Origin of the sequence: Streptomyces sp. NBC_00158 (assembly GCF_045160885.1) — a bacterium.
Taxonomy (GTDB): Bacteria; Actinomycetota; Actinomycetes; order Streptomycetales; family Streptomycetaceae; genus Streptomyces.
Genome location: NZ_CP108161.1, coordinates 1,508,461 through 1,533,332 on the forward strand (window position 1 = coordinate 1,508,461; position 24,872 = coordinate 1,533,332).

The window sequence follows — 24,872 nt, forward strand, 5'->3', positions numbered from 1 at the left end:
GGACCCCGCAGCCGCACACCCGCCCGGCCGCGCACCCGCCCGCAACCGCCCGCTCCCGGCCGGTCAGCTCACTCCCGAGGCCGAGCCCCGCTCGCGTACGGCCGCCATCCGGCGCAGCAGCGCCCGCACCCGGTCGCTCGACTCGTCCGCCGCGTCGATCGACTCTATGCACTGCCAGTACAGGCCCTCGTCGTCCGTCGCGCAGGCCACCCCGACGAGGGCTATGCCGACCTCGCCGAGCAGCTCCTGGAGCCCGAGCAGCGCCTGCCGTACGTCGGCCGTCCCCGTCAGCTGTGCCGCCCTCGGCGGCTGTTCGGGAGGTCTTCCCTCACCGCGCAGGGCCGCCCGGTCGATGACCCCGCACCCTCTGCCTCCTGATTCCCCCAGCCCCCGTGCCTCCGCTCTCAGCTCCGGCGGCCCGGTGACCGCCAGCCAGCTCCCGATCCCCTGTGCGAGCGCCTGGGCCTGCCAGGCCTCGCCCACGATGTCCCATGCCTCCCCGCTCCGTGCCAGCGCGTGCCGGCCGGCCGCGATGAGCCGTACCGCATCCATATGCCGTCCCCCGTCCGCACGACATCCCGCCGTTCTCCACTACCCAGAGTGAAGGCAACGAGCCAGTAAAGCCAGGGGTATTCGGAAATCTGTGGACACAAACATGGTTGTGGACGACGCCATCACTCCGAAGAGTGACGATCTGGTGTCGAAGTACCGGTTACCGGGAAGCGGCGCTCGTTCCTCTCGATCTTCGCGGCCAGCGCATCCAGCACATCAACCCCGAGGACCTCACAGAACTGCAGCAGGTACGCCATCACGTCGGCGACCTCGTCGGCCACTCTGTGTGCGTTCTCGGGCTCTTCCATGACCTTCGCCGACTGTTCCGGGGTCAGCCACTGGAAGATCTCGACCAGTTCGGATGCCTCCACGCTCAGGGCCACGGCCAGGTTCTTGGGCGTGTGGTACGGGGCCCAGTCCCGGGCGGCCGCGAATTCGGCCAGCCGTCGCTGGAGTTGGTACAGGCGTTCGCCTTGCCGGGGTGCGGGCCCGTCACCCGTGGGTGCTGCGTCGTTCATGGGGACAGGTCTACCACTGAGACGCCGGGGACCCCCCGTCCGGTTCCCGCGGTGTCCTCGCCGACCGCCGCCACCAGCCCGATGTGCCCGCGCGCGCCGGACAGCAGGGCCAGCCGGAGCAGTTCGGCGGTCTGCCGCCGGTCCAGCCCCCGGTCCATGCCGTCGGCGAGGACGGTGAGGGCCTGGCGGGCGGAGAGCAGTTCGGCGGCCGGGTCCACTTCCAGCACCCCGGGTCCGGTGAGCAGGACCAGCGCCAGCGCCAGGAAGCGCAGTTCGCCCGCGCCGAGCCGGTCGAGGCCGGTCTCGGGCCGGCCGGGGCCGCGGTCCAGCACGGCGGCCACGAGCCCGGGGCGGCCCGCGCCCGCCCTTACGTCCAGCCCCGCGACCGGCCCGGCGCAGCCGGCCCGCGCCGCCCCGGCGAGCAGCGCGTGGCGGGTGCCGCATTCGTGGCGGGTCCGGCGCAGCACGTCGGCCAGGTTGCCGCAGTCGGTCCGCAGCCGGCCCTCGCCGGCCGGGACGGGCTCCCGCATCCGGCCGGGTTCCGGGTCGCAGGCGAACACCGCGCGCAGGGCCACCACCACCTGCTCGGCGGCGGCCAGCACCCGGCGCTGGCCCGCCGTGGACCCGGCGACGCGCAGCGGCAGCAGTCCGGTGCCGAGGCGGTCGTCGGGCATCGGCGCGCGGGTCACGCCCACGGTGCCGCCGGTGAACCAGGCGGCCTCGACGGTGCGTCGGCGGGGGTCGCGCAGGGCGGTGGTGAGCAGGATCCGGCCGTCCTGGGAGAGGCGTTCGCCGGCGATGCGCAGTACGGGCTCGGCCTGGACGGCGAGGTCGAGGCGGACGGGGCCGGAGGGGCCGTCGACCGTGCAGCCGAGCCGGAAGCCGCGCCGCCCGCCGCCGTCGGGCAGGGCCCGGTCGGGCACCCGGGACCCCGGGGCGGGGAAGGCCTCGCGCAGGGTGGCCCCGGAGGCGAGTGCGGCCAGCGCCCGGTAGGCGTCCAGGGCCTGGGTCTTGCCGCTGCCGCTGGGGCCGGCGAACAGGGTCACGGGGCCCAGCGGGAACACGGCCGACCGGTGCGGCCCGAAGGCGGAGAGCCGCAGCTCGGTGACGGCCGGGCGTAACGGGCCGCCGGATCCCCCGAGGCCGCCGGAGCCCTCCAGGCGGTCAAGGCCCTCATTGCCCCCGAGGCCGTCAGGGCCGTCGAACGGGCCGTCAGCCGCGGGCTCGGCGCAGGGCGGTGTACCGGTCGGGGCGGCGGCGGGCCGGCCGCGCCCCACCGTGTCCAGGGTGGCGTCCATGGCCGGACCGTACGGCCCGCCCGGGTGCCGGGGCGCCCGCCGAACCGTTCCGCCGCCGCGACCTTCCTACGATCGGGGGACGGCGGCCGCCGCGATCCCCTCCACCTCGGTCCCGACGGGGGCCAGCAGGAAGACGTTGCGGTCGACCCGGTGCATGCCGCTGCCCAGTCCGAAGACCACACCGCTGCTGAAGTCGAGGATCCGCTTGGCCACTTCGCTGTCCGCGCCGGTGAGGTCGAGCAGGACCGGGATCTGCGCGATCAGGTACTCCGCCACCTCCCGCGCGTCGGCGAAGATCTGGACCCGGATCACCACGAAGCGCCGCTGCTGTTCCGCCGCGGCCGCTCCCGCGGCCTTGGGGATCGTGCGGTGGTCCACCCGGGAGGGCCATTCGTTGCGACTGCGCAGCGGCACCACCTGCGCGAGTCCCTCCCACTGCTCGTCGGTGACGTCGTACCTGCTCACCGGGCCGCCTCGGCCGTGCGCTTCATGTGCATCCACCCATCCTCTCGTGTTTCACCCGTTCAGCCCAACACCGACACGAAGGACGTAGGGTCGCCGCCATGACCAATGGCGACGAGGTCCGCACGTTGAGCGACATCGCGGGCTCCGGGCCCGCCCCGCGCGGCGCCGGGGGGACCGGCGGGGCCGTACGGCCGCTGCGGCGCGAGGACGCGATCCGCAACCGCGCGCAGATCCTCGCCGCCGCGGAGCAGCTGTTCACCGAGCGGGATCCGCGCGGCGTGACGATGGACCACATAGCCAAGGCGGCCGGCGTCGGCCGGGCCACGCTCTACCGCCGGTTCCCCGATCCGGCCTCCGTGGCCGCCGCGCTGCTGGACGAGCACGAGCGGATCCTGCGCGGGCGCCTGGCGTTCGGCCCGCCGCCGCTGGGGCCCGGCGCTCCTCCGGCGCAGCGGCTGGCCGCCTTCTACGCGGCGGCCCTGGAGCACCTGGAGCGGCACCTTCCGCTGGTGCTGGGCATCGGTCCGGGTCCGGCCCGGTTCGCGGGCGGCACGTACCGGCACTGGCGCGCGCACGTCCGGGCCCTGCTCGTGGAGGCGGGCGCCGACGATCCCGACGTCAGCGTGGACGCCCTGCTCAGCCCGCTCTCCCCGGAGGTCTACCAGTTCCAGCGGCACACCCTGGGCTTCGCGCCCGAGCGGATCGCCGGGACGCTCGGGCGGCTGGCGCGCGGGGTACTCCCCGACTCGGAGATAGGTTAGGTTAGGCATACCTAAGTCAATCTCCGATGAGGGAGAGATCCGCATGCGCCTGCCCGGTGCCCCCGCCGCCACGCCCCCCGCCCGGCCCACCGAGGCCGAACTGGTCCGCTCCGTCCTCGCCGCCGCCCACTCCATGACGGTCGTCATCGACGGCGAGCGCCACGAGGTCCGCAACCTGGACGGCGGGGACGTGCTCGGCCGGCTGCACCTGCACCCCGCCGCACCCCTGGCCGGACACCCCGCCTCCCTCCTGAACGACGGACTGCCCGCCATCCGTCTGGAGTTCACCGACATCGCCCCGACCCCCGTACGCGACCGGGTGCGCGCCCGCGTCACCGTCCTGGGCCACCTGCTGACGCCCTGGGCCGACGAGTCCTCCGCCCCCGGCACCACCACCTGTGTGGAGTACGGCCAGGCCGTACTGGAGACCGCGCGGGGCACCTCGTACATCGGTCTGGACGAACTGGACGAGGCCTGGCCCGACCCGCTGGCCCCCTACGAGGCCGGGATGCTCACCCACCTCCTCGACGACCACCCCGAGCTGGTCACCCTGCTGCTGCGGCTGGTGCGGCCGCTGCCCTCGGCCGCCGTCGTCCGCGCGCTGCCGCTCGCCATGGACCGGTACGGGATCACCCTGCGCCTGGAGGAGCGCACCGGCCACCGCGACGTACGGCTGCCCTTCCCCTCCGTCCTCGACGACGTCGACCAGGCGGGCACCCAGATCCAGGCGCTGCTCAGCGCGGCCCGGCGGCGCTCGCACCGCAACTCCCTCCCCGCTTGAGGACCGCTCGATCCGGGGTGTCGGCCCGGAATTCCCGCCGTGACCTGCTCGGTTGTGGCGTACATGAAGGCAATCACGTACAGCAGCTACGGAACTCCGGCCCCGTTGGAGCTCGTTGAGGTACCCGAGCCCAAGGTCGGCCCGGGGGAGGTCCTGATCCGGGTCAAGGCCGCCGGGGTCAACCCGGTGGACTGGAAGCTCGCCGCCGGATACCTCGACCCGATCCTCGAAGTCCGCTACCCCGTCGTACCCGGCTGGGACGTGGCCGGAGTCGTCGAGGCCGTCGGCCCCGACACCTTCGACTTCGCCGTCGGCGACGAGGTCTACGGGTACGTCCGCAAGGAGTGGGTCGAGCTCGGCACCTACGCCGAGCTCGTCTCGGCCCCCGTGCGGACGCTGGCCCGCAAGCCGCGCGCCCTGACCTTCGAGCAGGCCGCGGGCATCCCGCTGGCCGGCCTCACCGCGTACCAGTCCCTCACCCGCGTGGGCCTCAAGGCCGGCGAGACCGTCGTGATCCACTCCGCGGCGGGCGGCACCGGTTCCTTCGGCGTGCAGATCGCCGTCGCGCTCGGCCTGCGCGTCATCGGCACGGCCGGCGCGCACAACCACGACTACCTGCGCTCGCTGGGCGCCGAGCCCGTCCTGTACGGGGACGGCCTCGCGGACCGGATCCGCGCACTCGCCCCCGAAGGCATCGACGCCGGGCTGGACTTCTTCGGCGACGGCGCCGTGGACATCCTCCAGTCGCTCGTCAAGGAGCGCGGCCGGGTGGTCTCCATCGCCGACTACGAAGCCGCCGCCAAGGGCGCGCACCAGATCTGGGTGCGCCCGGACACCGACGACCTGACGTTCCTGGCGGAACTCGCCGACACGGGCCGGCTCGCGGTCAACGTCGAGCACGCGCTGCCGCTCGCCGAGGCCGCGAAGGCCTGGGAGCTCAGCGCTGCGGGCCGCACCCGCGGCAAGATCGTCCTCACCCTCTGACGACATGCGGCGGCCGCCGGAGTACGGGACTCCGGCGGCCGCGCGCCCCGCTGCCGCAGCCCCTACCCGACGGCCTGCGCGTACCGGTTCGCCGGACGTGCGAGGCCGTAGTTCTCGCGCAGGGTCGTACCCGTGTACTCGGTGCGGAACAGGCCCCGGTCCTGGAGGATCGGCACGACCTGGTCGACGAAGTCGGTGAGGCCGGTGGGCAGGACGGGCGCCATGATGTTGAACCCGTCGGCGGCGCCCCGGGTGAACCACTCCTCCAGCTGGTCCGCGATCTGCTCCGGGGTGCCGGCGAAGACGCGGTGGCCGCGGCCGGCGCCGAGGCGGGCGATCAGCTCCCGCAGGGTGAGCCCGTCACGGCGGGCGATCTCGGCGACCAGCGTGAAGCGGCTCTTGTTGCCGTTGATCTCCCGCTCCTCGGGAAGTTCGGGCAGCGGGCCGTCCAGATCCGCCCCGGTGAGGTCGGTGCCCAGCATCCCGGAGAGCTGGGCGAGCCCGTACTCGGGCACCTGGAGCTCGGTGAGCTCCCGCTCCAGGGCCTTCGCCTCGGCCTCGGTGGCACCGATGACGGGGGCGATGCCCGGCAGGACGAGCAGCTCGTCCTCGCCGCGGCCGTAGCGGGCGAGGCGGGACTTGAGGTCCTTGTAGAAGGTCTGGCCGTCGGCGAGGGTCTGCTGCGCCGTGAAGACGGCCTCGGCGTACTGCGCCGCGAACTCCTTGCCGGCCTCGGACGAACCCGCCTGCACGAGCAGCGGGTACCCCTGCGGTGAGCGGGGCACGTTGAGCGGACCCGCCACGCCGAAGTAGTCGCCCTTGTGCGCGGCGGGGTGGAGCTTGTCGATGTCGGCGTAGACGCCGCGCTCCTTGTCGAGGACGATCGCGTCGTCCTCCCAGCTGTCCCAGAGCTTGGTGGCGACGTCGAGGAACTCGCGGGCCCGGTCGTAGCGCAGCCCGTGCTCCAGGTGCTCCTCCCGGTTGAAGTTGCGGGCCTCGTCGAGGGTGCCGGAGGTGACGATGTTCCAGCCGGCGCGGCCGCCGCTGATGTGGTCGAGGGAGGCGAACTTGCGGGCGAGGTTGTACGGCTCGTTGAAGGTGGTGGAGACGGTGGCGATCAGGCCGATGTGCTCGGTGACGGCGGCGATCGCGGAGAGCAGGGTGATCGGCTCGAAGCCGCCGAGGGCGTTGTACCGGGCCTTGCCCCACAGGGCCACGCCGTCCGCGAAGAAGATCGAGTCCAGCCGTCCGCGCTCGGCGGTGCGGGCCAGCTCCTGGAAGTAGCGCACGTCGGTGACGCGCTCGGGGCTGCTGGCCGGGTGCCGCCAGGCGGCGTCGTGGTGGCCTGCGTTCATCAGGAAGGCGTTGAGGTGGAGCGTACGGGGTGCGGGCATGTCTGTTCCCTGGGTCGGGCGGGCAGGCGGGAAGGCGAGGGGTGCGGGGCGCGCGGGCCGGGGGTCAGGCGGGGACGCGCCAGAGGCTGAGCCGGCGTTCGACCGCCACCAGGACCTGGTTGAAGGCCACGCCGATCGCCGAGATCGTGACGATCCCCGCGTACATCTGCGGGATGGCGAAGTTGAACTGCGAGGCGTTGATCAGGTAGCCGAGCCCCGCCTTGGCGCCGATCATCTCGGCGGCCACCAGGACCAGGATCGACACGGCCCCTGCCAGCCGGATGCCGGTGAAGACGGCGGGGACCGAGGCCGGCAGGATCACCTTCTGGAAGAGCCTGGGGGTGGAGAGGTCCATCGACCGGGCCAGCCGGACCAGGGTGGGGTCCGCGTTGCCGACGGCGCTGATGGTGTTCAGCAGGATCGGCCAGACGCAGGCGTAGACGACGATCGACACCTTCGAGGTCTCCCCGATGCCGAGGAGCAGCACGAAGACGGGGAGCAGGGCGAGGGCCGCCGTGTTGCGGAACAGCTCCAGCAGCGGGCCGAGGAACACCGCGACGGGCCGGTACCAGCCGATCAGCAGCCCCAGCGGGACGGCCACGGCGACGGCGATGGCGAAGCCGCCGAAGGACCGGGCGAGGCTGGCCCGGGCGTGCTCCCCGAGCTGACCGTCGCCGAGCAGCTCCCACCAGGCCCGCGCCACCTCGCTGACCGGGGGCAGGAAGGTGGCGTCGACCAGCCCGAGCCGGGGCGCGGCCTCCCACAGCGCGAGCAGGGCGAGGATCGCCGCCGACCGCAGCAGCCCGGCCCGCAGCCACCGCAGTACCGGGACCCCCCGGGCCGCCCGGCGGACGGCCGGCGCGGCGGGGGCGGGGGCGGCGGGGGCGGCGGGGGCGGGAGCCGCCGGCCGGGGCGCTTCCCGTACGTCCCCCGGGGCCGGCAGCGGCTCGGCGCGCGTGAGCGCGGCGGTGATGTCGGCGGTGACGCCGACGGGTGCGGGTGCCGGTGCTTCGGTGCTCATGCGGCGGCCTCTTCCTTCTCCAGTTGCTGGGCGCGGGCCACCTCGTCGTGGAGCAGGCTCCAGATCTCGTGGCGGTAGCGGGCGAACTCCGGGCTGGAACGCAGGTCCTCGCCGGTGGCCCCGGTGAGCCGGTCGCCGAGCGAGACCGGGACGACCTCCTTGACCCGGCCGGGCCGGGAGGTGATGACCGCCACCCGCTGCCCGAGGTACACGGCCTCCTCGATGCCGTGCGTGATGAACACGACCGTCTTTCCTGTCCGCTGCCAGATGCGCCGCAGCTCGTCCTGGAGGGACTCGCGGGTCTGCGCGTCCAGCGCGGCGAAGGGCTCGTCCATCAGCAGCACGTCCGGGTCGTACGCCAGCGAGCGGGCGATCGCGACCCGCTGGCGCATCCCGCCGGACAGCTCGTGCGGATGCCGGTCCTCGAATCCGCCGAGTCCCACCAGATCCAGGAACTCGCGCGCCTTCGCCGCCCGTTGTCTGCGCGGGACGCCGGTGGCCTCCAGGCCGAACTCGACGTTGCCGAGCGCGGTGCGCCAGGGCAGGAGCGCGTACTGCTGGAAGACGATGCCCCGGTCCAGACCCGGCCCGGTGACGGGCGCGCCGTCGAGCAGGATCCGGCCGGAGGTGGGCGGGGTGAGGCCGCCGAGGAGGTCCAGCAGCGTGGACTTGCCGCAGCCGCTGGGGCCGACGACGACCAGGAACTCCCCCGCCTCGATCTCCAGGTCGATGCCGTCGAGCGCGGTGAACTCGGCTCCCCGCCCTCCCCCCTTGACCGGGAACGTCTTGGTCACGGACTCGAACACGATCTTGGCCACGCCGGATCAGCCCTTCCCCTGGCCGTTGAACTCGTTGGTGTACAGGTCGGCGGCCTTCAGCTGGCCGGGCTTGATCTCGCCCCGCTCGCCGAGCCAGTCCAGCCAGAGCTGGAACTCCTTGTCCTCGATGCGCCCGTACTGCCCGGCGACCCCGTACGAGCGCCAGTACTGGAGCGTGGCGGTGTCCTCGTTGCGGCCCCGCTTCCTGACGATCTCGGTCTGACGGGCGATGACCTCCTCGCGCGGGGTGGTGCGCGACCATTCGATGGCCTTGCCGACCCCGGTGACGAAGGTGCGTACGGTGTCCGGGTTCTCCTTCACGAACTGCTTCGTCATCACGTACGAACCGGCGCTGAACTTGCCGAGCAGGTCGTAGTCGCTGAACAGCGGCCTGATCCCGCCGGACGCGAGCGCCTTGTCGCGCAGCACGCCGCCCAGCACGCCGACCTCGATCTGCTTCTGCCGCAGCACCTGCTCGGTGTTGACCGGCGGCACGACGAGCGCCTCGACCTTGGCGGAATCGGCCTTCGACAGCCCGTTGCGGCTCAGGTAGATGTCCAGGAGGGCCTGGGAGTGCGCGCCCAGGGTGTTCATGCCGACCTTCTTGCCGAGCAGGTCGCGGGCCGAACGGATCGGGCTGTCCTCCAGGACGTAGTAGCCGCTGAACGCGTCCTGGTCGACCCCGTAGTAGGAGATGACGGACGTGATCGGAGCCTTGCTGGAGGCGAGTTTGACGATCGCGCCGTTGAAGGCGCCGCCGAAGTGGATCTGGCCGGTGGCGGCCGACTGGATGTCCTGCGGGCCGCTGATGGTGTTGCCGACCCATTCCAGCTTGAGGTCCCCCAGGTGGCCGAGGTCGGCGGCCAGCTCGGGAAGGGTGACGGAGCCCACGTTGCCCTGGTACTTGAGCGTGGTGACCTGGCCGCCGGAGCGGCCGGAGCCGCCTCCGGTGGCGGTGGCCGTGCCGCAGCTCACCGCGGCCGCCGAGATGCCGAGCAGGGTCAGGAACTGGCGCCGGGAACGGGTGGCCGTGGTGGGTGCTGCGGACATGACGGTTCCTTGGGTTACGGGACGGTGGTGAGGGCGGAGAAGGCGGGGAGGGAGCGGAAGGCGTCGGCGAACTCGTCGACGGCCTGGAAGAGGTCCAGCTCCGCCTCGGGACGCAGCCGGTCGGGGCCGGCCCCCCGCTCGACGGAGGAGTCCAGGACGAACCGGCCGGCGGTGACGTGCCGGGCGCCGAGCGCGGCGAGCACCGGGCGCAGGGCGTAGTCGATGGTCAGGACGTGGGCGAGGCTGCCGCCGGTGGCCAGCGGCAGGACGGTCTTCCCGGCCAGGCCGTCCTGCGGGAGCAGGTCGAGGAAGGCCTTGAGCAGCCCGGTGTACGAGGCCTTGTAGACCGGCGTCGCGATGACCAGGCCGTCGGCTTCGGCGACGGCCTCCAGGGCGCGGCGGATCTCCGGCTCACCGCGCCGGGCGGAGAGCAGGTCGGCGGCGGGCAGGGTGCGCACGGCCAGGTGCGCGGTCTCGAACCCGGCATGGGCCAGGCGCCGCAGCACGTGATCGGCGACGACCTCGGTGCGGGAGTGGGCGGAGGGGCTGCCGGTGAGGGCGAGCAGCTTGGACGGCACGGCGTACTCCGTTCTCGGGCGTGGGGTCAGACGGAGGCGGAGGAGGAGGCCCCGGACGCGATCCCGAAGGACGGCTCCGGCACGCTCTCGGGGCTGATCAGGCGGGACGGCTCCCCGTCGGGCCCGACCGGGACGTCGCCGTCGACGGTGACCCGGCGCAGGGTGCGCTCGTGGTCGTCGGAGTCGTCGACGCCGTAGTGCTGGGTGGCGCGGTTGTCCCAGATCGCGACGTCACCGGCGCGCCACTGCCAGCGCACGGTGTTCTCGGGGCTCTCGACGTGCGCCTGGAAGAGGTCCACCAGGGCCCGCGAGTCCCGGCCGGTCAGGCCCTGGATCCGCTGCACGAAGTTGCCGAGGAGCAGGGTCCGCTCGCCGGTCTCGGGGTGGACGCGGACCAGCGGGTGCTCGGTGAGGAACTTCGTGGACGTGAACACCTCGCGGTACTGGGCGAGGGCCTCGGGAAGGGCGTCGGGCTTCAGGGCGGCGTAGTCGTACTCGTTGGAGTGCACGGCCCGCAGCCCGTCGGCGAGCGCCCGCAGCGGCTCGGGCAGGTGGGAGTAGGCGGTGGCCGTGTTGGCCCACAGGGTGTTGCCGCCGTACGGGGGGATGGTGACGGCCCGCAGGATCGAGAAGGCCGGGTAGGCCGGGACGAAGGTCACGTCGGTGTGCCACTGGTTGGCGCGGGCGCCGTGGTGGGAGTCGATGCCGAGCGCGTACCGGCCGTCCGCGGAGGGCACGGTGGGGTGCGCGACGGGCGTCCCGAGCAGCTGGGCGAAGGCCTCGTGGGAGGCCTCGTCGAGGTGGTCCTGGTCGCGGAAGAAGACGACCTTGTGGGCGAGCAGGGCGGCCCTGATCTCTGCGACGGTCCCGGCGTCGAGATCGCCGCCGAGGCGTACGCCGCCGATCTCGGCGCCGATACGGCCGCCGATCTTCGTGACGGTGGTGGTGTGGGAGGTGGTGTCGGTCGCGGTGTCGGTGGCGGTCGCGGTGGCCATGAGGACTCCTGGGTTTATTTCCGCAGCGGAAGAAATGGGCGCAGCATTGACCCGGACCCGGCGGTACGCCGGGGCACGGCAGAACGGTGGCGCTGGAGCGGCCGGGGCTGCGCCCCGGGCCCCGGCGCGATCACGCGGCGGGGGTGCGGGGCGGCCGGGGGCCGACGGGTCGGGGGCTCAGGCCCCGAGAAGGGCCGGACAGCGGCCCGGACACCGGCCCGGCGCGCTACAGGGGCCGGAGATGTGGAGCCGCGGGGCGAGGTGCGCGTTCGCGGTCATGGCTCGGAGCCTGTCAGCGCCACCGCACGGGGTCAACCCCCGCCCCACCACCCGACGAACCCCTGCCGCACCCCTCCTGCACCCCCGCTGACCTGCAACTTCTCCACACTGCCCGGCCGAAAACCCCTGGCCGGATTTCACGGCCCCGCAACGCCCCCGCCATGTCGCGGTGCGGGGGGACGGGGAGAGCGGGGCCCGGCCTGGGCCGTCTCTGAGCGGCCCAGGGAGCACCGCTCCCCCACCCCATCGCCCCGCAACCGAAGCCGCCCATCGCCCGGCGGGGCCTGGAGCCCCCGCGCCCCGCGGCCGCGCGCTGCGCACCCCGGCACACCCCGGGCCAACACCGCCCCGCCCCGCTCCGGCCGGGCCGTCGAACCTGCCCCCACGAGCCGACGTACGCACCCACCCGCACCCAGGGAGGCGGGTGGGCAACCACCGAGCGGGCCCGGGGGGTCGAGGGGGAGATAGCGGGCCCGCACCGCGCGCCCCGTCCCGCACCGCACCGCACCGCGCCGGCCGGCCCCACGAGTCGGCGTACCCGCCCGCGGCCGGGGGCCCGCACCGCGAGTGCCCCGTCCCCGACCGGCATCATCGACCCATGAGCAGAATGCCCGGCGACGGCCGGGGTGCCGTCAATGCCGCCGCCGTGTTGCGGACCGTGCTGGACCACGGGCCCGTCGCGCGGAGCGGGATCTCCGCGTTGTGCGGGCTGAGTCCGGCCGCGGTGTCGCGGCAGGCGACCGGGCTGTTGCGGGCCGGGCTGCTGCGCGAGTTGCCCGGGCCCTCGGCGCACGCCGGGTCCGGGCGGCCGCGCGTGCCGCTGGACCTGCACACCGGGGCCGTCGGCGGGCCGGTCGCCGCCGGGCTGCACATCGGGGTGCCCGCCTCCACCTTCAGCCTCGTGGACCTGCGCGGCCGGACCCTGGCCCGCCGCTCCCTCCCGCACCACGCCGGGCGGAACGACCCCGCCCGTATCGCCGCCGGGCTCCGTGACTTCCTCCGCGACTCCCTGCGCGAGTCCGGTACCGGCGGCCGCCCCCTCCTCGGTGTCGGCGCGGCCCTCGGCGGCTGGGTCCGCCCCGATACCGGGACCGTCGTGCGCCACCCCGCGCTCGACTGGCACGACCGCCCCCTCGCCGAGGAGCTCGGCGCCGCCCTCGGGCTGCCCGTACGTGTGGACAACCATGCCCGGGCCGTCGCCGCCGCCGAGGTCCTGTTCGGGCACCCGGCGGCCCGCCGCAGCCTCGTCCACCTGTTCATCGGCAACGTCGTCGACGCCGCGTTCGGCATCGAGGGCACCGTCCACCGGGGTCCGGGCTCGGCCGCCGGCGACGTCGCGCACCTCCCCGTGCCCGGGTCCGCCGCCGTCTGCGCCTGCGGCCGTACGGGGTGCCTCCAGGCGGCGGCCTCCGACACCGCGCTCGGCGCCGAGGCCGTGCGGCGGGGCATCGTCCCCGACCCGTCGGTCCCGCTGCTGGCCGACGCCGCGGCCGCGGGCGACCCGCGTGCGGACCGCCTGCTGCGCGAGCGCGCCCGGGACGTCGGCCGGGCCGCGGCGCTCCTCCTCGACGTGTTCAACCCGGCGGTCATGGTCGTCACGGAGCTCTCCAGCGTCCTGCACGACGAGTACCTCGACGAGATCCGCACCGCCGCCCTGGAACGGTCCCGCGCGTGCGACGACCCGGCCCGGATCGTCGCCCCGCACGCCGGCCCCGCCGTGCTCCCCCAGGCGGCCGCGACGGTCCTGCTCGGCCCCCTGTTCCGGGACCCGGCGGGCGGTGCCCAGGGGTCCGCCGCGTCCGCCTACCCACAGCTCATCTGAGAGGGGGAGATCACATCCGGTGGTTCTGGTAACCGTCGAGTAGCCACCCCTAGCATTCGAGCCATGACGGTCCTGCCTGACGACGGGCTCTCCCTGGCCGCCGAATTTCCTGACGCGACACATGAGCAGTGGCAACGCCTCGTCGAGGGCGTACTGCGCAAGTCGGGCAAGGAAGTCACCGGCGAGGCAGCGGAAGCAGCACTGTCCACCAAACTAGAGGACGGGCTCATCACCCGCCCGCTGTACACGGCGCGCCCCGACGCGGCCGGCCCCGACGCGGACTCCCCGGACACCGGCTTCCCCGGGTTCGCGCCGTTCGTGCGGGGCGGCACCCCCGAGGGGAACAGCGCCGCGGGCTGGGACGTGCGCCAGCGCATCTCGGGCAGTGATCCGGTACGGGTCAACGAGGCGGCGCTCGCCGACCTGGAGAACGGCACCACCTCCCTCTGGCTGACCGTCGGCCGGGAGGGCGTCCCCGCCGGGGAGCTGGGCCGCGCCCTGCAGGACGTCTACCTCGACCTCGCCCCGATCACCCTGGACGCCGGCGCCGGATACGCCGACGCCGCCCGCGCGTTGCTCGACCTCTACGCGGAGCGCGAGGTGGCCCCCGGGGCCGCCCGCGCCGCGCTCGGCATCGACCCGCTGGGCCACGAGGCCCGCACCGGCGAGGCCCTGGACACGGCCCCCGCCGTGGAGCTGGCCCGTGAGGCGGCGGCGTCCTGGCCGGGCGTGCGCGCGCTGACCGTGGACGCCCTGCCGTACCACGAGGCCGGCGGCTCGGCGGCCGAGGAGCTCGGGCTGTCCCTCGCCACGGGTGTCGCGTACCTCCGCGCCCTCACCGGGGCGGGTCTCGGTACCGAAGCCGCCTTCGGGCAGCTGGAGTTCCGTTACTCCGCCACCGCCGACCAGTTCCTGACCATCGCCAAGCTGCGGGCCGCGCGCCGCCTGTGGGCGCGGATCGCCGAGGCCTGCGGCGCGCCCGGCGCGGGTGCCCAGCGGCAGCACGCCGTCACCTCGCCGGTGATGATGACCCGCCGCGACCCGTGGGTGAACATGCTGCGGACGACCGTCGCGTGCATGGCGGCCGGGGTGGGCGGCGCGGACTCCGTCACCGTGCTCCCGTTCGACAGCGAGCTCGGCCTGCCGGACGCGTTCGCACGCCGCATCGCCCGCAACACCTCGACCGTCCTGCTGGAGGAGTCGCACCTGGCACGGGTGATCGACCCGGCGGGCGGCTCGTACTACGTGGAGCAGCTCACGGACGAACTGGCCCACGCGGCCTGGGAGTTCTTCCAGACCGTGGAGCGGGCGGGCGGCCAGGCCGCCGCGCTGCGCTCCGGTCTGGTCGCGGAGCGGCTCGCGGCCACCTGGGCGGCGCGCTCGAAGAAGCTGGCCACCCGTCGCGAACCGATCACCGGTGTCAGCGAGTTCCCGCTGCTGTCGGAGAAGCCCCTCGTGCGCGAGGCGGCCCCGGCCGCTCCTTCCGGGGGTCTGCCGCGGGTGCGGCGCGACGAGGCGTACGAGGCGCTGCGCGCCCGCAGTGACGCGCACCTGGCTGCGACCGGCGCCCGGCCGCGGATCTTCCTCGCCGCCCTGGGTCCGGCCTCCGCGCACACCGCGCGGGCGACCTTCGCCTCGAACCTGTTCCAGGCGGGCGGCGTCGAGCCCGTGCACGACCCGGTGTCGGTGGACGCGGCGGGCGCCGCGGAGGCGTACGCGGCGAGCGGCGCGGACGGCGTGGCGGTGCTGTGCTCGTCCGACGCGCTGTACGAGGAGCAGGGCGCGGCGGTGGCCGCCGCGTTGCGCGGGGCCGGTGCGACGACCGTGTTCCTCGCGGGCAGGCCCGGTACCTGTGCCGACGCCGTGGACGAGTACGTGTTCGCCGGCTGCGACGCGGTCGCCGTGCTGTCCTCCGTACTCGACCGGATGGGAGTCCCCCATGGCCAGTGAGCGCCGCGTGAGCAGCATCCCCGATTTCTCCGAGCTGGCCCTCGGCGCGGCGCCGGGCGGCGCTTCCGAGGACCAGTGGCGTGCCGCGGTGAAGGAGTCCACCGGCGCCACCCCGGCCGACCTGCTGTGGGAGACGCCGGAGGGCATCGGCGTACAGCCGCTGTACACGGGCCGGGACCTGGAGGGCCTGGACTTCCTGGGGACGTACCCGGGTGTGGCCCCGTACCTGCGCGGCCCGTACCCGACGATGTACGTGAACCAGCCCTGGACGATCCGGCAGTACGCGGGGTTCTCCACGGCCGAGGAGTCGAACGCCTTCTACCGGCGCAACCTGGCGTCCGGCCAGAAGGGCCTGTCGGTGGCCTTCGACCTGCCGACGCACCGGGGCTACGACAGCGACCACCCGCGCGTGACGGGTGACGTCGGCATGGCGGGCGTGGCGATCGACTCGATCTACGACATGCGGCAGCTGTTCGACGGGATCCCGCTGGACAAGATGTCGGTGTCGATGACGATGAACGGTGCGGTGCTGCCGGTCCTCGCGCTGTACATCGTGGCGGCGGAGGAGCAGGGCGTCTCGCCCGACAAGCTCGCCGGGACCATCCAGAACGACATCCTCAAGGAGTTCATGGTCCGCAACACGTACATCTATCCGCCGAAGCCGTCGATGCGGATCATCTCGGACATCTTCTCGTTCACTTCGCAGAAGATGCCGCGCTACAACTCGATCTCGATCTCCGGGTACCACATCCAGGAGGCGGGGGCGACGGCGGACCTGGAGCTGGCGTACACGCTCGCGGACGGTGTGGAGTACCTGCGGGCCGGTCGGGGTGCCGGGCTGGACGTGGACGCGTTCGCGCCGCGCCTGTCGTTCTTCTGGGCGATCGGCATGAACTTCTTCATGGAGGTCGCGAAGCTGCGGGCGGCGCGCCTGCTGTGGGCGAAGCTGGTGAAGCAGTTCGACCCGAAGAACGCCAAGTCGCTGTCGCTGCGCACGCATTCGCAGACGTCGGGCTGGTCGCTGACGGCGCAGGACGTGTTCAACAACGTGACGCGCACGTGCATCGAGGCGATGGCGGCGACGCAGGGCCACACCCAGTCGCTGCACACCAACGCCCTGGACGAGGCGCTGGCGCTGCCGACGGACTTCTCGGCGCGCATCGCCCGCAACACCCAGCTTTTGTTGCAGCAGGAGTCGGGGACCTGCCGGTCGATCGACCCGTGGGGCGGCAGCGCGTACGTGGAGAAGCTGACGTACGACCTGGCGCGCCGGGCCTGGCAGCACATCCAGGAGGTGGAGGCGGCCGGCGGCATGGCGCAGGCCATCGACGCGGGCATTCCGAAGCTGCGCGTGGAGGAGGCCGCGGCCCGTACGCAGGCGCGGATCGACTCGGGCCGGCAGCCGGTGATCGGCGTGAACAAGTACCGGGTGGAGAACGACGAGCAGATCGACGTGCTCGTGGTCGACAACTCCTCGGTGCGCGCGCAGCAGATCGCCAAGCTGCGGCGGCTGCGCGAGGAGCGCGACGAGGCGCGTACGCAGGACGCGCTGCGGGCGCTGACGAACGCGGCCGAGCGCGGTGCCGGTCAGGGGCTGGAGGGCAACCTCCTCGCGCTGGCGGTGGACGCGGCGCGGGCGAAGGCGACCGTGGGTGAGATCTCGGACGCACTGGAGAAGGTGTACGGGCGGCACGCGAGCCAGATCCGTACGATCTCGGGTGTGTACCGCACCGAAGCAGGCGAGTCCCCGTCCGTGGAGCGCACCCGTGCGCTGGTCGACCGGTTCGAGGAGGCGGAGGGCCGTCGTCCGCGCATCCTGGTCGCGAAGATGGGCCAGGACGGCCACGACCGCGGCCAGAAGGTCATCGCGACGGCCTTCGCCGACCTGGGCTTCGACGTGGACGTCGGCCCGCTGTTCCAGACCCCGGCGGAGGTGGCCCGTCAGGCCGTCGAGGCGGACGTCCACGTGGTGGGCGTCTCGTCGCTGGCGGCCGGCCACCTGACCCTCGTTCCGGCGCTGCGCGAGCAGCTGGCGGAGGAGGGGCGCGAGGACATCATGATCGTGGTGGGCGGTGTGATCCCGCCCGCGGACGTCCCGACGCTGCTGGAGATGGGTGCGACGGCGGTGTTCCCGCCGGGCACGGTCATCCCGGACGCGGCCCACGACCTGGTGACGCGGCTGGCCGCGGACCTGGGCCACGAGCTGTAGGCGGCCGAGCGGATGCCCCCGAAGATCGACATCGACGTGTACGCGAAGGGCGTGCTCGACGGGAAGCGCGCGCACATCGCGCGCGCCATCACCCTCGTCGAGTCCACCCGGGCGGACCACCGGGCGCTGGCCCAGCGGCTGCTGACGGAGCTCCTGCCCCACACGGGGAAGGCGCGCCGGATCGGCATCAGCGGGGTGCCGGGGGTGGGGAAGTCCACCTTCATCGACGCGTTCGGCTCGATGCTGACGGGCCTCGGGCACCGGGTCGCGGTCCTGGCGGTGGACCCGTCGTCCACGCGTACGGGCGGCTCCATCCTGGGTGACAAGACCCGGATGGAGCGGCTCGCGGTCGACCCGGCGGCCTTCGTACGCCCTTCCCCGTCCGCCGGAACGCTGGGCGGGGTGGCGAAGGCCACGCGCGAGTCGATGATCGTGATGGAGGCGGCGGGCTACGACGTGGTCCTCGTCGAGACGGTCGGCGTGGGCCAGTCGGAGACCACGGTCGCCGGCATGGTCGACTCCTTCCTGCTCCTGTCCCTGGCCCGTACGGGCGACCAGTTGCAGGGCATCAAGAAGGGCGTCCTGGAGCTGGCGGACGTCCTGGCGGTGAACAAGGCGGACGGCCCGCACGAGCGCGACGCGAAGGCCGCCGCCCGGGAACTGTCGGGCGCGCTGCGGCTGATGCACCCGGCGGACGCGGCGTGGACCCCGCCGGTGCTGACGTGCAGCGCGCGGGAGTCGTCGGGCCTGGACGAGGTCTGGAACCGCCTGGAGCAGCACCGGGTGCTGCTGGAGGCGGGCGGCCGGCTGGCCGCCAAGCGGGCGGCGCAGCAGGTGGAGTGGACCTGGTCGATGGTCCGCGACGAGCTCTTGGAACGGCTCCGCTCGAACCCGGCGGTCCGCGAGCTCGCCCCCGCCCTGGAAGCGGCCGTCCGGGCGGGCACGGTCACGCCGACTTCGGCGGCGGACCGGATCCTGGGGGCGTTCGGGGGCTGAGTGCCGGTGCCCCGGCCGGGCCCGTCGCCGCGTCACGCGGTGGCGGGCCCGTCTGCGTTCCCTACGCGTCGACCAGTGCCGGGTCCGGGGTGCCGAGGGTGGCGCGGAGGGTGCGGGTGCGGGCCGCCGGGTCGGTGGTCGAGAGGAGGGCCGCGAGGACGGCGATGCGGGCCTGGCCGGCGCGGAGGGTGCCGGTGGGGACGGCGCCGGCGGCGACGAGGTCGACCGCTCCGCCGTGCGTGTAGATCTCGGTGACCGGGCCGGCGGCGACCCGTGTGGTCAGGGCGACGAGGACGCCCCGGGCCACGGCGGCGCGTACGGCTTCGACGATCTCGGGGGTGGCGTTGCCGGCGCCGGTGCCGATGAGGACGATGCCCTGGGCGCCGGCCTCGACGGCGGCGTTCAGCAGCAGCGGGTCGCCGTCGGCGTGGTGCATGACCATGTCGACGCGCGGCGGCAGCTCGGGCATGGCGGGCAGGGTGAGGGGGGCCGGGCGCTCGGGGTGGCGGAGTACGGCGACCTTGCCGAAGCCGATCTTGCCGAGCAGTTCCTTCGAGGGGTCCGCGAAGGCGTCGAGGGCGACGGCCTGGGTCTTCACGGTGCCGCGGGCGGCGTGCACCCGGCCGGCGAAGGTGATCAGGACGCCGAGCCCGCGCGTGGTCGCGGCGGTGAGGAGGGCGTCGTAGAGGTTGCCGGGGCCGTCGCCGTCGGCGGAGCCCATGGGGAGCTGCGAGCCGGTGAAGACGACGCTGCGCGCGTCGTGGTGGTGCAGGTCGACGAGGAAGGCCGACTCCTCCAGGGTGTCGGTGCCGTGGGTGACGACGATGCCGTCGACGCCGGGGTCGGCGAGGACCTCGTGGACGGTGCGCAGCAGGGTCAGCTGGTGGGCGGTGGTGAGGCGGGGGCTGTTCACGCTGAACAGGTCGACGACCTCGACGCTGACGCCTTCGGGCAGCGGTGCGGTGGCCATGACCTCGCGGCCGTCCGCCTCGGCGGCGAAGCCCGAGCCCATCCACCGGCTGGCTATCGTCCCGCCGGTGCTGATGACGACGATGCGCCCCATGGTCACCCGTCCTTCGTGTCTTTCGTACAGATTTTCTGGAGGGGGCAATGATAGTGAGATCTACGCGCAATGCGATTGCGTGTTCGAGCTGATCTGTAATACAAGCTGAGTGATAATTGCGCGATGGACGCGATTGACCGTGAAATCTTGCGCGAGCTCCAGCGCGACGGCCGGCTCAGCAACCAGGAGCTCGCCCAGCGCGTGGGCCTGACCCCCTCCCCCTGCATGCGCCGGGTGCGGCAGCTGGAGCAGGACGGGGTGATCCAGGGGTACCGCGCGGTGATCGACCCCGAGGCGGTGGGCCGCGGCTTCGAGGTGCTGGTCTCGGTGGAGGTCCGCCGGGACCGGGACGCCGTCGAGGCGTTCGAGGCGGCGCTCCAGGACATCCCCGACGTGGTGGAGGCCTACCGGCTCTTCGGCAGCCCCGGCTGCCTGCTGCGCATCGCCGTCGCGGACCTGCGCGCGTACGAGCGGCTGTGGATCGAGCGGCTGACGGCGCTCGAAGGGGTCACCGAGGTCAACTCCCAGATCATCATGAAGCGCGTCAAGGACCCCACGGGCCTGCCCGTGTGACCCGGCGCCACCCTCCCGGCCTGCGGATATCGCCGCGGGCCGGCAGGCGCACGGCGAGCGATAACCCTCCAATAAGGCCCCCGCATAGCTTCTGGACTCCAGAACGGATGCTCACACCAGAAGGGGGTGCCGCATGGACTTCCGGCTGCTAGGGCCGATCGAGGCCAAACGGGGAGGCGGCGCTACGATCCCGCTCTCCGGTTCGAAGGTGCACACGGTGCTCGCCGCGCTGCTGCTGTCCGAGGGACGCGTGGTCTCCGATGCACGGCTCAGCGCGCTCCTGTGGGGGTGGGACCCGCCGGCCACGGCGAGCGCGCAGATCTACACGTACATGTCGAGGCTGCGCAAGCACCTCGGCGAGGAGATCGAGATCGTCCGGCGCCAGCCCGGCTACGTGCTGCGGGCGCCCGGGGCGTGGATCGACCTGACCGAGTTCGCCCGGCTCGACCGGCTGGGCCGCGAGGCCCTCGCCGACCGGCGCTTCGAGGAGGCCGGAGCCCTGCTGCGCGACGCGCTGGACCTGTGGCGGGGCACCGCGCTGGCCAACGCGACCGAGCAGATGATCGAGGCGGAGCTGCCCCCGCTGGAAGAGGCGCGGATGATCGCGCTGGAGAGCCGGATCGAGGCCGACCTGGCCGTCGGGCGGCACGAGCAGGTGACCGCCGAGCTGACCGGGCTGGTCGCCGAGCACCCCGTACGGGAACGCCTGCGCGCCCAGCTGATGACGGCCCTGTACCGCTGCGGGCGGCAGGCCGACGCGCTGCACACCTACTACGAGGGGCGCGCGGTCCTCGCCGACCAGCTGGGCGTGGACCCGGGCGAGGCGCTGGGCTCCACCTACCAGGCGGTGCTCGGCGGCGGACTGGGGCTGGCCTCGGCCGCGCCCGCGCCGGCCCCCGCGGACAGCGCCCCGGCCGCCCCGGCGGCACCCGCGGGGCGGACCGCGCCCTCGACGCTGCCGGCGCCCTACGGGGAGTTCACCGGCCGTACGGCCGAACTGGCCGCGCTGCGCGAGCGGTTGACCCGGGAGGACGGCCGCCCGCGCCGGCTGCTGATCACCGGCATGGCCGGGGTCGGCAAGACGGCGCTCGCGGTGCGTGCCGCCCAGGACTGCGCCGCGCGGTTCCCGGACGGGCAGCTGTACGTGGAGCTGTGCCACCCGGACGGGACCGCGAAGGAGCCCGCCGAGGTGCTGGTGCGGCTGCTGCGCGCCCTCGGGGAGCCGCCGCCGGCGTCCGCCGCGCAGGACCTGGAGGAGCTGGTGCGGCTGTACCGGACCCGGACCTCTGGGGCGCGGCTGCTGCTGGTGCTGGACGGGGCGGTGGGCGACCGGCAGGTGGCGCCGCTGCTGCCGGGCGGCCCGGAGGCGGCGGTGCTGATCACCAGTCAGGCCCGGCTGGCCCGGGTGGCGGGCGCGGACACCACCGCGCTGACCCCGGTCGACGACGACGAGGCGATGGAGCTGCTGGCCTCGCTGGCCGGCCGGGACCGGCTGGAGGCGGATCCGGACGCGGCCGACGACCTGGTCGCGTACTGTGCGGGGCTGCCGCTGGCCCTGTCGGTGACCGGGGCCCGGCTCGCGGCGCGGCCGCACTGGCCGGTGGCCCGGCTGGCGGCCCGGCTGGCCGATCCGGACGGCCGGCTGGCGGAACTGGCGTACGGGGACGTGAGCGTGCGCGAGGCGCTGGTGCACTGCGTACGCCGGGTGGGCGGCCCGGAGCTGGCCACGCTGACCGGACTCGCCGACTGGGACGGGGAGCCGTTCTCCGCCCAGTACGCGGCGCTGGTGCTGGGCTCCGCGGAGGAGGAGGCGGAGGCGGCCCTGGACGCCCTGGTGGACGGCGCCCTGATGGAGCTGTCCGGGCTGGACGCCCAGGGCAGGCCGCTGTACCGGTGCAACGACCTGGTGCGGCTGCTGGCGGCCTCGCTGACCACGCGGGACGCCTTCCCCTCCGCGGTGCGGTGAACCCGTGGCGGGCCGGGCACCTACGGGGCGCTCACCAGGAGCTGTGGGAGCGCGGCTGGAAGGTGCCGGCCGGCCGCAGGGCGGGCTCGATGGTCTCCCGGACGATGGTCCACACGTCGCCGACGACCCGCTCGCGCGGCGGGCGCGGCGACTGGGAGAGGGCGTCGGCCGCGATGGCCCAGGCCGACGCGACGGCGGCGGTGGCCCGTACCTCGGCGGAGGGCTTCGCCGCCTTCGCCCGGGCCCGGCCCACGTCGATGCGGAACGCGAGTTCGGCGGCCTGGCCCAGCTGTACCTCGCGGATGAGCCGGGTGACGGGCAGCGCGAAGACGGCCGGCGAGAGCGGGTGTTCGTAGACCCGGCGGACCCAGGTGGAGAAGCGCAGCCGCTCCCGCTCCTCCCAGCCGCCGCGCGCGGCCGGGCCCGGGTCGTCCTGCTCGACGGCTTCCGCGATCCGGGTGAAGTAGGTGTTCAGGTCCTCGGCGGTCAGGCCCAGCAGGCTGGTGCCGGCCGGGGCCTGGGACGCCTGGTGCCCGGGGAGGGAGTTGGCGGCGATCAGCTCTTCCACGGGGAAGAAGGACTCGATGGTCATGGCTCTGCGGGCCTTTCGCTGAGGCGGTACCGGGGCGGTCGGGCGGGACGGGTGCGTGCGGATGCGCTGCGTACGGACGCTGTGCGCGGACGCGGAGTACGGATGCGGGGCGCGGGTTCAGGGGGCGGTCGGCCGGTCGGTGTGGTGGTGGACGGGGCCGTGCGCGGCGGGTCCCGCCGGCCGGGCCAGTGCCACCGCGATCCCGTCGAACACCCGGAGGTCCTCCACGGTCCAGGCGGTGGTCCGGCCGCGGTGGGTGTGGGTGACGCGGACCGGTCCGGTGCGGGCCGGATGGGTTTCCAGCAGGCCGAGTTCGACACCGGACAGGCCCAGGCCGGTGGCTTTGACCACGGCCTCCTTGCGGGTCCAGATCCGGTGGAAGGCCTCGTCGCGTTCGGGTCCCTGCGGCAGGGCGGCCAGGTGGGCGCGCTCGGCGGGGGTCAGGTCCGGGTCGGTGGTCGCCGAGCGGCGTACGGGGCGCAGTGCCTCGGCGTCGATGCCGATCGCGGGGCCCGCCCCGAGCACGAAGACCCCGCAGCCGTTCGTCCGGCTCATGCTGAGGGCGAGCGGCACGGGCGGTACGACCAGCCGGGGCGGACCGTGGCTGCCGTCGCCGCAGCCGGGACAGTCGTCCCGGCCGAGGGCGATGTCCCGGGGTTCGAGGCGGAACAGTTCCCCCAGTGCCCGGCGGGCGGCGGCGCGGGAGCGGACGAAGGCCGCGGCGTCGCGTTCCGCCGGCAGGGACAGGGCCCGCCGGAACTCCTCGGTGTCCAGCAGCGGCAGATCCGCCGGATCGGTGTTCTCGGGCGGACGCCACCACCAGACGTGGGCCTCCCCCTGGGCGCCCAGTGCGCCGGCCGCGGCGATCGCGGCGGCGCGGGCGGGGTCCTCTTCCCTCAATGCCATGAAATCCTCCCTTCTTCTCCCCCGTCGAACGGTGCGGGAACTGCGGCCTGCCGGTGTCCTCACCGGGGACAAAGCCGCCCCATAAGCATTCGGCGGGCGACTATGGCCCGCCTATACCTATTTCCGCTGCCCGTTCGGGAGTGTTTTCCATAGGAATGTGATAGGGCACGTCCGGAAACTGACTCGGGTCAAGGCTCGTCTACCCCGAGGAATTCTTCATGCCAAGGACGCGAGAGCACACCCTTACCCTTACCGCGACCGGTACGACGCCGGACGCCTTCAGCCTCACCGACGCCGAGCGCGACGAGCTGGTCGCCCTGGCCACCGGGCTGCTGGCTTCCGGACCGGCGCTGATCGACGAGCCGGCCTGGCTGGACACCGTCCGGGACGCCTCGGCGATGCTGCCCCGCAGGATCCTGGCCGAGCTGCGCCGTTTCCGGCACGACGCCGGACCGGACGCGGTGCTGCTGCTGCGCAACGTCCCGGTGGTGGCGAACGACCCGCTGCCGGAGACTCCGAGCGTGCCCGGTTCCGTGGAGCGGGTGCCGGCCGTCGCGTCGGCCCTGGTCACGGCGGCGATGCTGCAGCTCGGCGAGGTCATCGCCTATCGCAGCGAGAAGACCGGCGCCCTGGTGCAGAACGTCGTGCCGGTGCCGGGGAGCGAGAATTCCCAGAGCAATGCGGGATCGGTTCTGCTGGAACTCCACGTCGAGAACGCCTTCCACGACAACAAGCCCGACTACGTCGGTCTGCTCTGCGTGCGCGAGGATTCGACGGGCGACGCGAAGCTGTGCACGTCCTCGATACGGCGGGCGCTCCCGCTGCTTTCCGAACGCACCGCCGCGGTACTGGCCGCGCCCCGGTTCCTCACCGAGCCGCCGCCGTCCTTCGGCGACCTGAACTCCGTCACGCCGGCGCACCCCATCCTGGTCGGGGACCCCGAGGACCCGAACATCCTGGTGGACTTCGCCGCGACCCACCCGCTGGACGACGAGGCCGCGGCCGCCATGGCCGAGCTCCGCGAGGCGCTCATGCGGACGATGTCGGCGCTGGCGCTGCGGGTCGGCGACCTCGCCGTGGTGGACAACCGGCTCGCCGTGCACGGCAGGACCTCCTTCACCCCTCGCTACGACGGCCAGGACCGCTGGCTCCACCGGGTGTACGCGCACCTGGACCACCGGCGCAGCCGGGTGGACCGCAAGGGCGGCGGGGCGGTGCTCAACTGAGGACCGGGACGCACGCACCGAAGGCCGGAGGGCCGGCCCCCACCAGGGGGGCCGGCCCTCCGGCCGTTCGCGGCG

Annotated in this window: 23 protein-coding genes; 10 read left to right on the plus strand and 13 right to left on the minus strand. The window is 73.8% G+C overall.

Annotated features, from left to right (window positions below; translation table 11 throughout):
• Positions 1 to 63 precede the first annotated feature (63 nt).
• The 4 genes from OG553_RS06740 to OG553_RS06755 all read right to left on the minus strand — a co-directional run bounded on the left by OG553_RS06740 (position 64) and on the right by OG553_RS06755 (position 2,833).
• Positions 64 to 552, minus strand: coding sequence for a DUF6099 family protein (locus tag OG553_RS06740; RefSeq protein WP_405978106.1), 489 nt, complete (start codon positions 550 to 552; stop codon positions 64 to 66).
• A gap of 122 nt (positions 553 to 674) precedes the next feature.
• On the minus strand, positions 675 to 1,070 hold the full coding sequence (locus tag OG553_RS06745) for a nucleotide pyrophosphohydrolase (protein WP_405978107.1): 396 nt from the start codon (positions 1,068 to 1,070) through the stop codon (positions 675 to 677).
• Positions 1,067 to 2,368, minus strand: a complete 1,302-nt coding sequence (locus OG553_RS06750; RefSeq protein ID WP_405978108.1) for an ATP-binding protein — start codon at positions 2,366 to 2,368, stop codon at positions 1,067 to 1,069. Before OG553_RS06750 ends, OG553_RS06745 begins: the two co-directional genes overlap by 4 nt.
• A 66-nt stretch (positions 2,369 to 2,434) precedes the next feature.
• Positions 2,435 to 2,833 (minus strand): cell division protein SepF, encoded by a 399-nt coding sequence (locus OG553_RS06755; protein ID WP_405978109.1) that lies wholly within the window; start codon positions 2,831 to 2,833, stop codon positions 2,435 to 2,437.
• Between the two features lie 98 nt (positions 2,834 to 2,931).
• On the opposite strand from OG553_RS06755, the gene OG553_RS06760 reads away from it, so the two are divergent.
• The 3 genes from OG553_RS06760 to OG553_RS06770 all read left to right on the plus strand — a co-directional run bounded on the left by OG553_RS06760 (position 2,932) and on the right by OG553_RS06770 (position 5,359).
• Complete coding sequence (locus OG553_RS06760) at positions 2,932 to 3,594, plus strand: TetR/AcrR family transcriptional regulator (protein WP_405978110.1); 663 nt, start codon at positions 2,932 to 2,934, stop codon at positions 3,592 to 3,594.
• Between the two features lie 43 nt (positions 3,595 to 3,637).
• Positions 3,638 to 4,375, plus strand: coding sequence for a DUF2470 domain-containing protein (locus OG553_RS06765; protein ID WP_405978111.1), 738 nt, complete (start codon positions 3,638 to 3,640; stop codon positions 4,373 to 4,375).
• Positions 4,376 to 4,438: 63 nt separating this feature from the next.
• Positions 4,439 to 5,359, plus strand: a complete 921-nt coding sequence (locus tag OG553_RS06770; RefSeq protein WP_405978112.1) for an NADP-dependent oxidoreductase — start codon at positions 4,439 to 4,441, stop codon at positions 5,357 to 5,359.
• 62 nt (positions 5,360 to 5,421) lie between these two features.
• Here the strand turns inward: OG553_RS06770 and OG553_RS06775 are convergent, their stop codons facing one another.
• The 6 genes from OG553_RS06775 to OG553_RS06800 all read right to left on the minus strand — a co-directional run bounded on the left by OG553_RS06775 (position 5,422) and on the right by OG553_RS06800 (position 11,215).
• Positions 5,422 to 6,753 carry an LLM class flavin-dependent oxidoreductase gene (locus OG553_RS06775; protein WP_405978113.1) on the minus strand — a complete coding sequence of 444 codons (1,332 nt, stop codon included), beginning with the start codon at positions 6,751 to 6,753 and terminating at the stop codon, positions 5,422 to 5,424.
• Between the two features lie 64 nt (positions 6,754 to 6,817).
• The gene (locus OG553_RS06780) at positions 6,818 to 7,774 is read right to left on the minus strand and encodes an ABC transporter permease (protein WP_405978114.1); all 957 of its coding nucleotides are present in this window, start codon (positions 7,772 to 7,774) and stop codon (positions 6,818 to 6,820) included.
• Entirely contained in the window at positions 7,771 to 8,592 is an 822-nt protein-coding gene (locus tag OG553_RS06785) for an ABC transporter ATP-binding protein (protein WP_405978115.1), read from the minus strand. The genes OG553_RS06780 and OG553_RS06785 overlap by 4 nt, the downstream gene beginning before the upstream one ends.
• Positions 8,593 to 8,598: 6 nt before the next feature.
• Complete coding sequence (locus tag OG553_RS06790; RefSeq protein WP_405978116.1) at positions 8,599 to 9,642, minus strand: ABC transporter substrate-binding protein; 1,044 nt, start codon at positions 9,640 to 9,642, stop codon at positions 8,599 to 8,601.
• A 14-nt stretch (positions 9,643 to 9,656) separates the two neighbouring features.
• Positions 9,657 to 10,220 (minus strand): NADPH-dependent FMN reductase, encoded by a 564-nt coding sequence (gene ssuE, locus OG553_RS06795; protein ID WP_405978117.1) that lies wholly within the window; start codon positions 10,218 to 10,220, stop codon positions 9,657 to 9,659.
• Positions 10,221 to 10,246: 26 nt separating this feature from the next.
• Positions 10,247 to 11,215, minus strand: a complete 969-nt coding sequence (locus tag OG553_RS06800) for a TauD/TfdA dioxygenase family protein (protein ID WP_405978118.1) — start codon at positions 11,213 to 11,215, stop codon at positions 10,247 to 10,249.
• Between the two features lie 877 nt (positions 11,216 to 12,092).
• Between OG553_RS06800 and OG553_RS06805 the strand changes: the two genes are divergently transcribed.
• The 4 genes from OG553_RS06805 (at position 12,093) to meaB (ending at position 18,471) form a co-directional block, all read left to right on the plus strand.
• A complete protein-coding gene (locus tag OG553_RS06805; protein ID WP_405978119.1) occupies positions 12,093 to 13,316 on the plus strand; it encodes an ROK family protein in 1,224 nt (407 codons plus the stop codon).
• A 63-nt stretch (positions 13,317 to 13,379) separates the two neighbouring features.
• Entirely contained in the window at positions 13,380 to 15,266 is a 1,887-nt protein-coding gene (locus OG553_RS06810; RefSeq protein WP_405978120.1) for a methylmalonyl-CoA mutase family protein, read from the plus strand.
• Positions 15,256 to 17,475: a methylmalonyl-CoA mutase gene (scpA, locus tag OG553_RS06815; RefSeq protein WP_405978121.1), complete on the plus strand. Its 2,220-nt coding sequence runs from the start codon at positions 15,256 to 15,258 to the stop codon at positions 17,473 to 17,475. The genes OG553_RS06810 and scpA overlap by 11 nt, the downstream gene beginning before the upstream one ends.
• Positions 17,476 to 17,487: 12 nt before the next feature.
• The gene (gene meaB / locus OG553_RS06820) at positions 17,488 to 18,471 is read left to right on the plus strand and encodes a methylmalonyl Co-A mutase-associated GTPase MeaB (protein ID WP_405978122.1); all 984 of its coding nucleotides are present in this window, start codon (positions 17,488 to 17,490) and stop codon (positions 18,469 to 18,471) included.
• 61 nt (positions 18,472 to 18,532) lie between these two features.
• On the opposite strand, the gene OG553_RS06825 is transcribed toward meaB, so the two are convergent.
• Positions 18,533 to 19,534: an asparaginase gene (locus tag OG553_RS06825; RefSeq protein WP_405978123.1), complete on the minus strand. Its 1,002-nt coding sequence runs from the start codon at positions 19,532 to 19,534 to the stop codon at positions 18,533 to 18,535.
• Between the two features lie 123 nt (positions 19,535 to 19,657).
• Here OG553_RS06825 and OG553_RS06830 point away from each other — a divergent pair, with 123 nt between their 5' ends.
• Positions 19,658 to 20,107 carry an Lrp/AsnC family transcriptional regulator gene (locus tag OG553_RS06830; RefSeq protein WP_042802011.1) on the plus strand — a complete coding sequence of 150 codons (450 nt, stop codon included), beginning with the start codon at positions 19,658 to 19,660 and terminating at the stop codon, positions 20,105 to 20,107.
• A 133-nt stretch (positions 20,108 to 20,240) separates the two neighbouring features.
• Positions 20,241 to 22,073, plus strand: a complete 1,833-nt coding sequence (locus OG553_RS06835) for a BTAD domain-containing putative transcriptional regulator (RefSeq protein ID WP_405978124.1) — start codon at positions 20,241 to 20,243, stop codon at positions 22,071 to 22,073.
• Positions 22,074 to 22,104: 31 nt separating this feature from the next.
• On the opposite strand, the gene OG553_RS06840 is transcribed toward OG553_RS06835, so the two are convergent.
• On the minus strand, positions 22,105 to 22,665 hold the full coding sequence (locus OG553_RS06840) for a hypothetical protein (protein WP_405978125.1): 561 nt from the start codon (positions 22,663 to 22,665) through the stop codon (positions 22,105 to 22,107).
• Positions 22,666 to 22,782: 117 nt separating this feature from the next.
• Entirely contained in the window at positions 22,783 to 23,571 is a 789-nt protein-coding gene (locus OG553_RS06845; RefSeq protein WP_405978126.1) for a 4'-phosphopantetheinyl transferase family protein, read from the minus strand.
• 218 nt (positions 23,572 to 23,789) lie between these two features.
• Here OG553_RS06845 and OG553_RS06850 point away from each other — a divergent pair, with 218 nt between their 5' ends.
• Positions 23,790 to 24,797, plus strand: a complete 1,008-nt coding sequence (locus OG553_RS06850; protein WP_405978127.1) for a TauD/TfdA family dioxygenase — start codon at positions 23,790 to 23,792, stop codon at positions 24,795 to 24,797.
• Positions 24,798 to 24,872 lie beyond the last annotated feature (75 nt).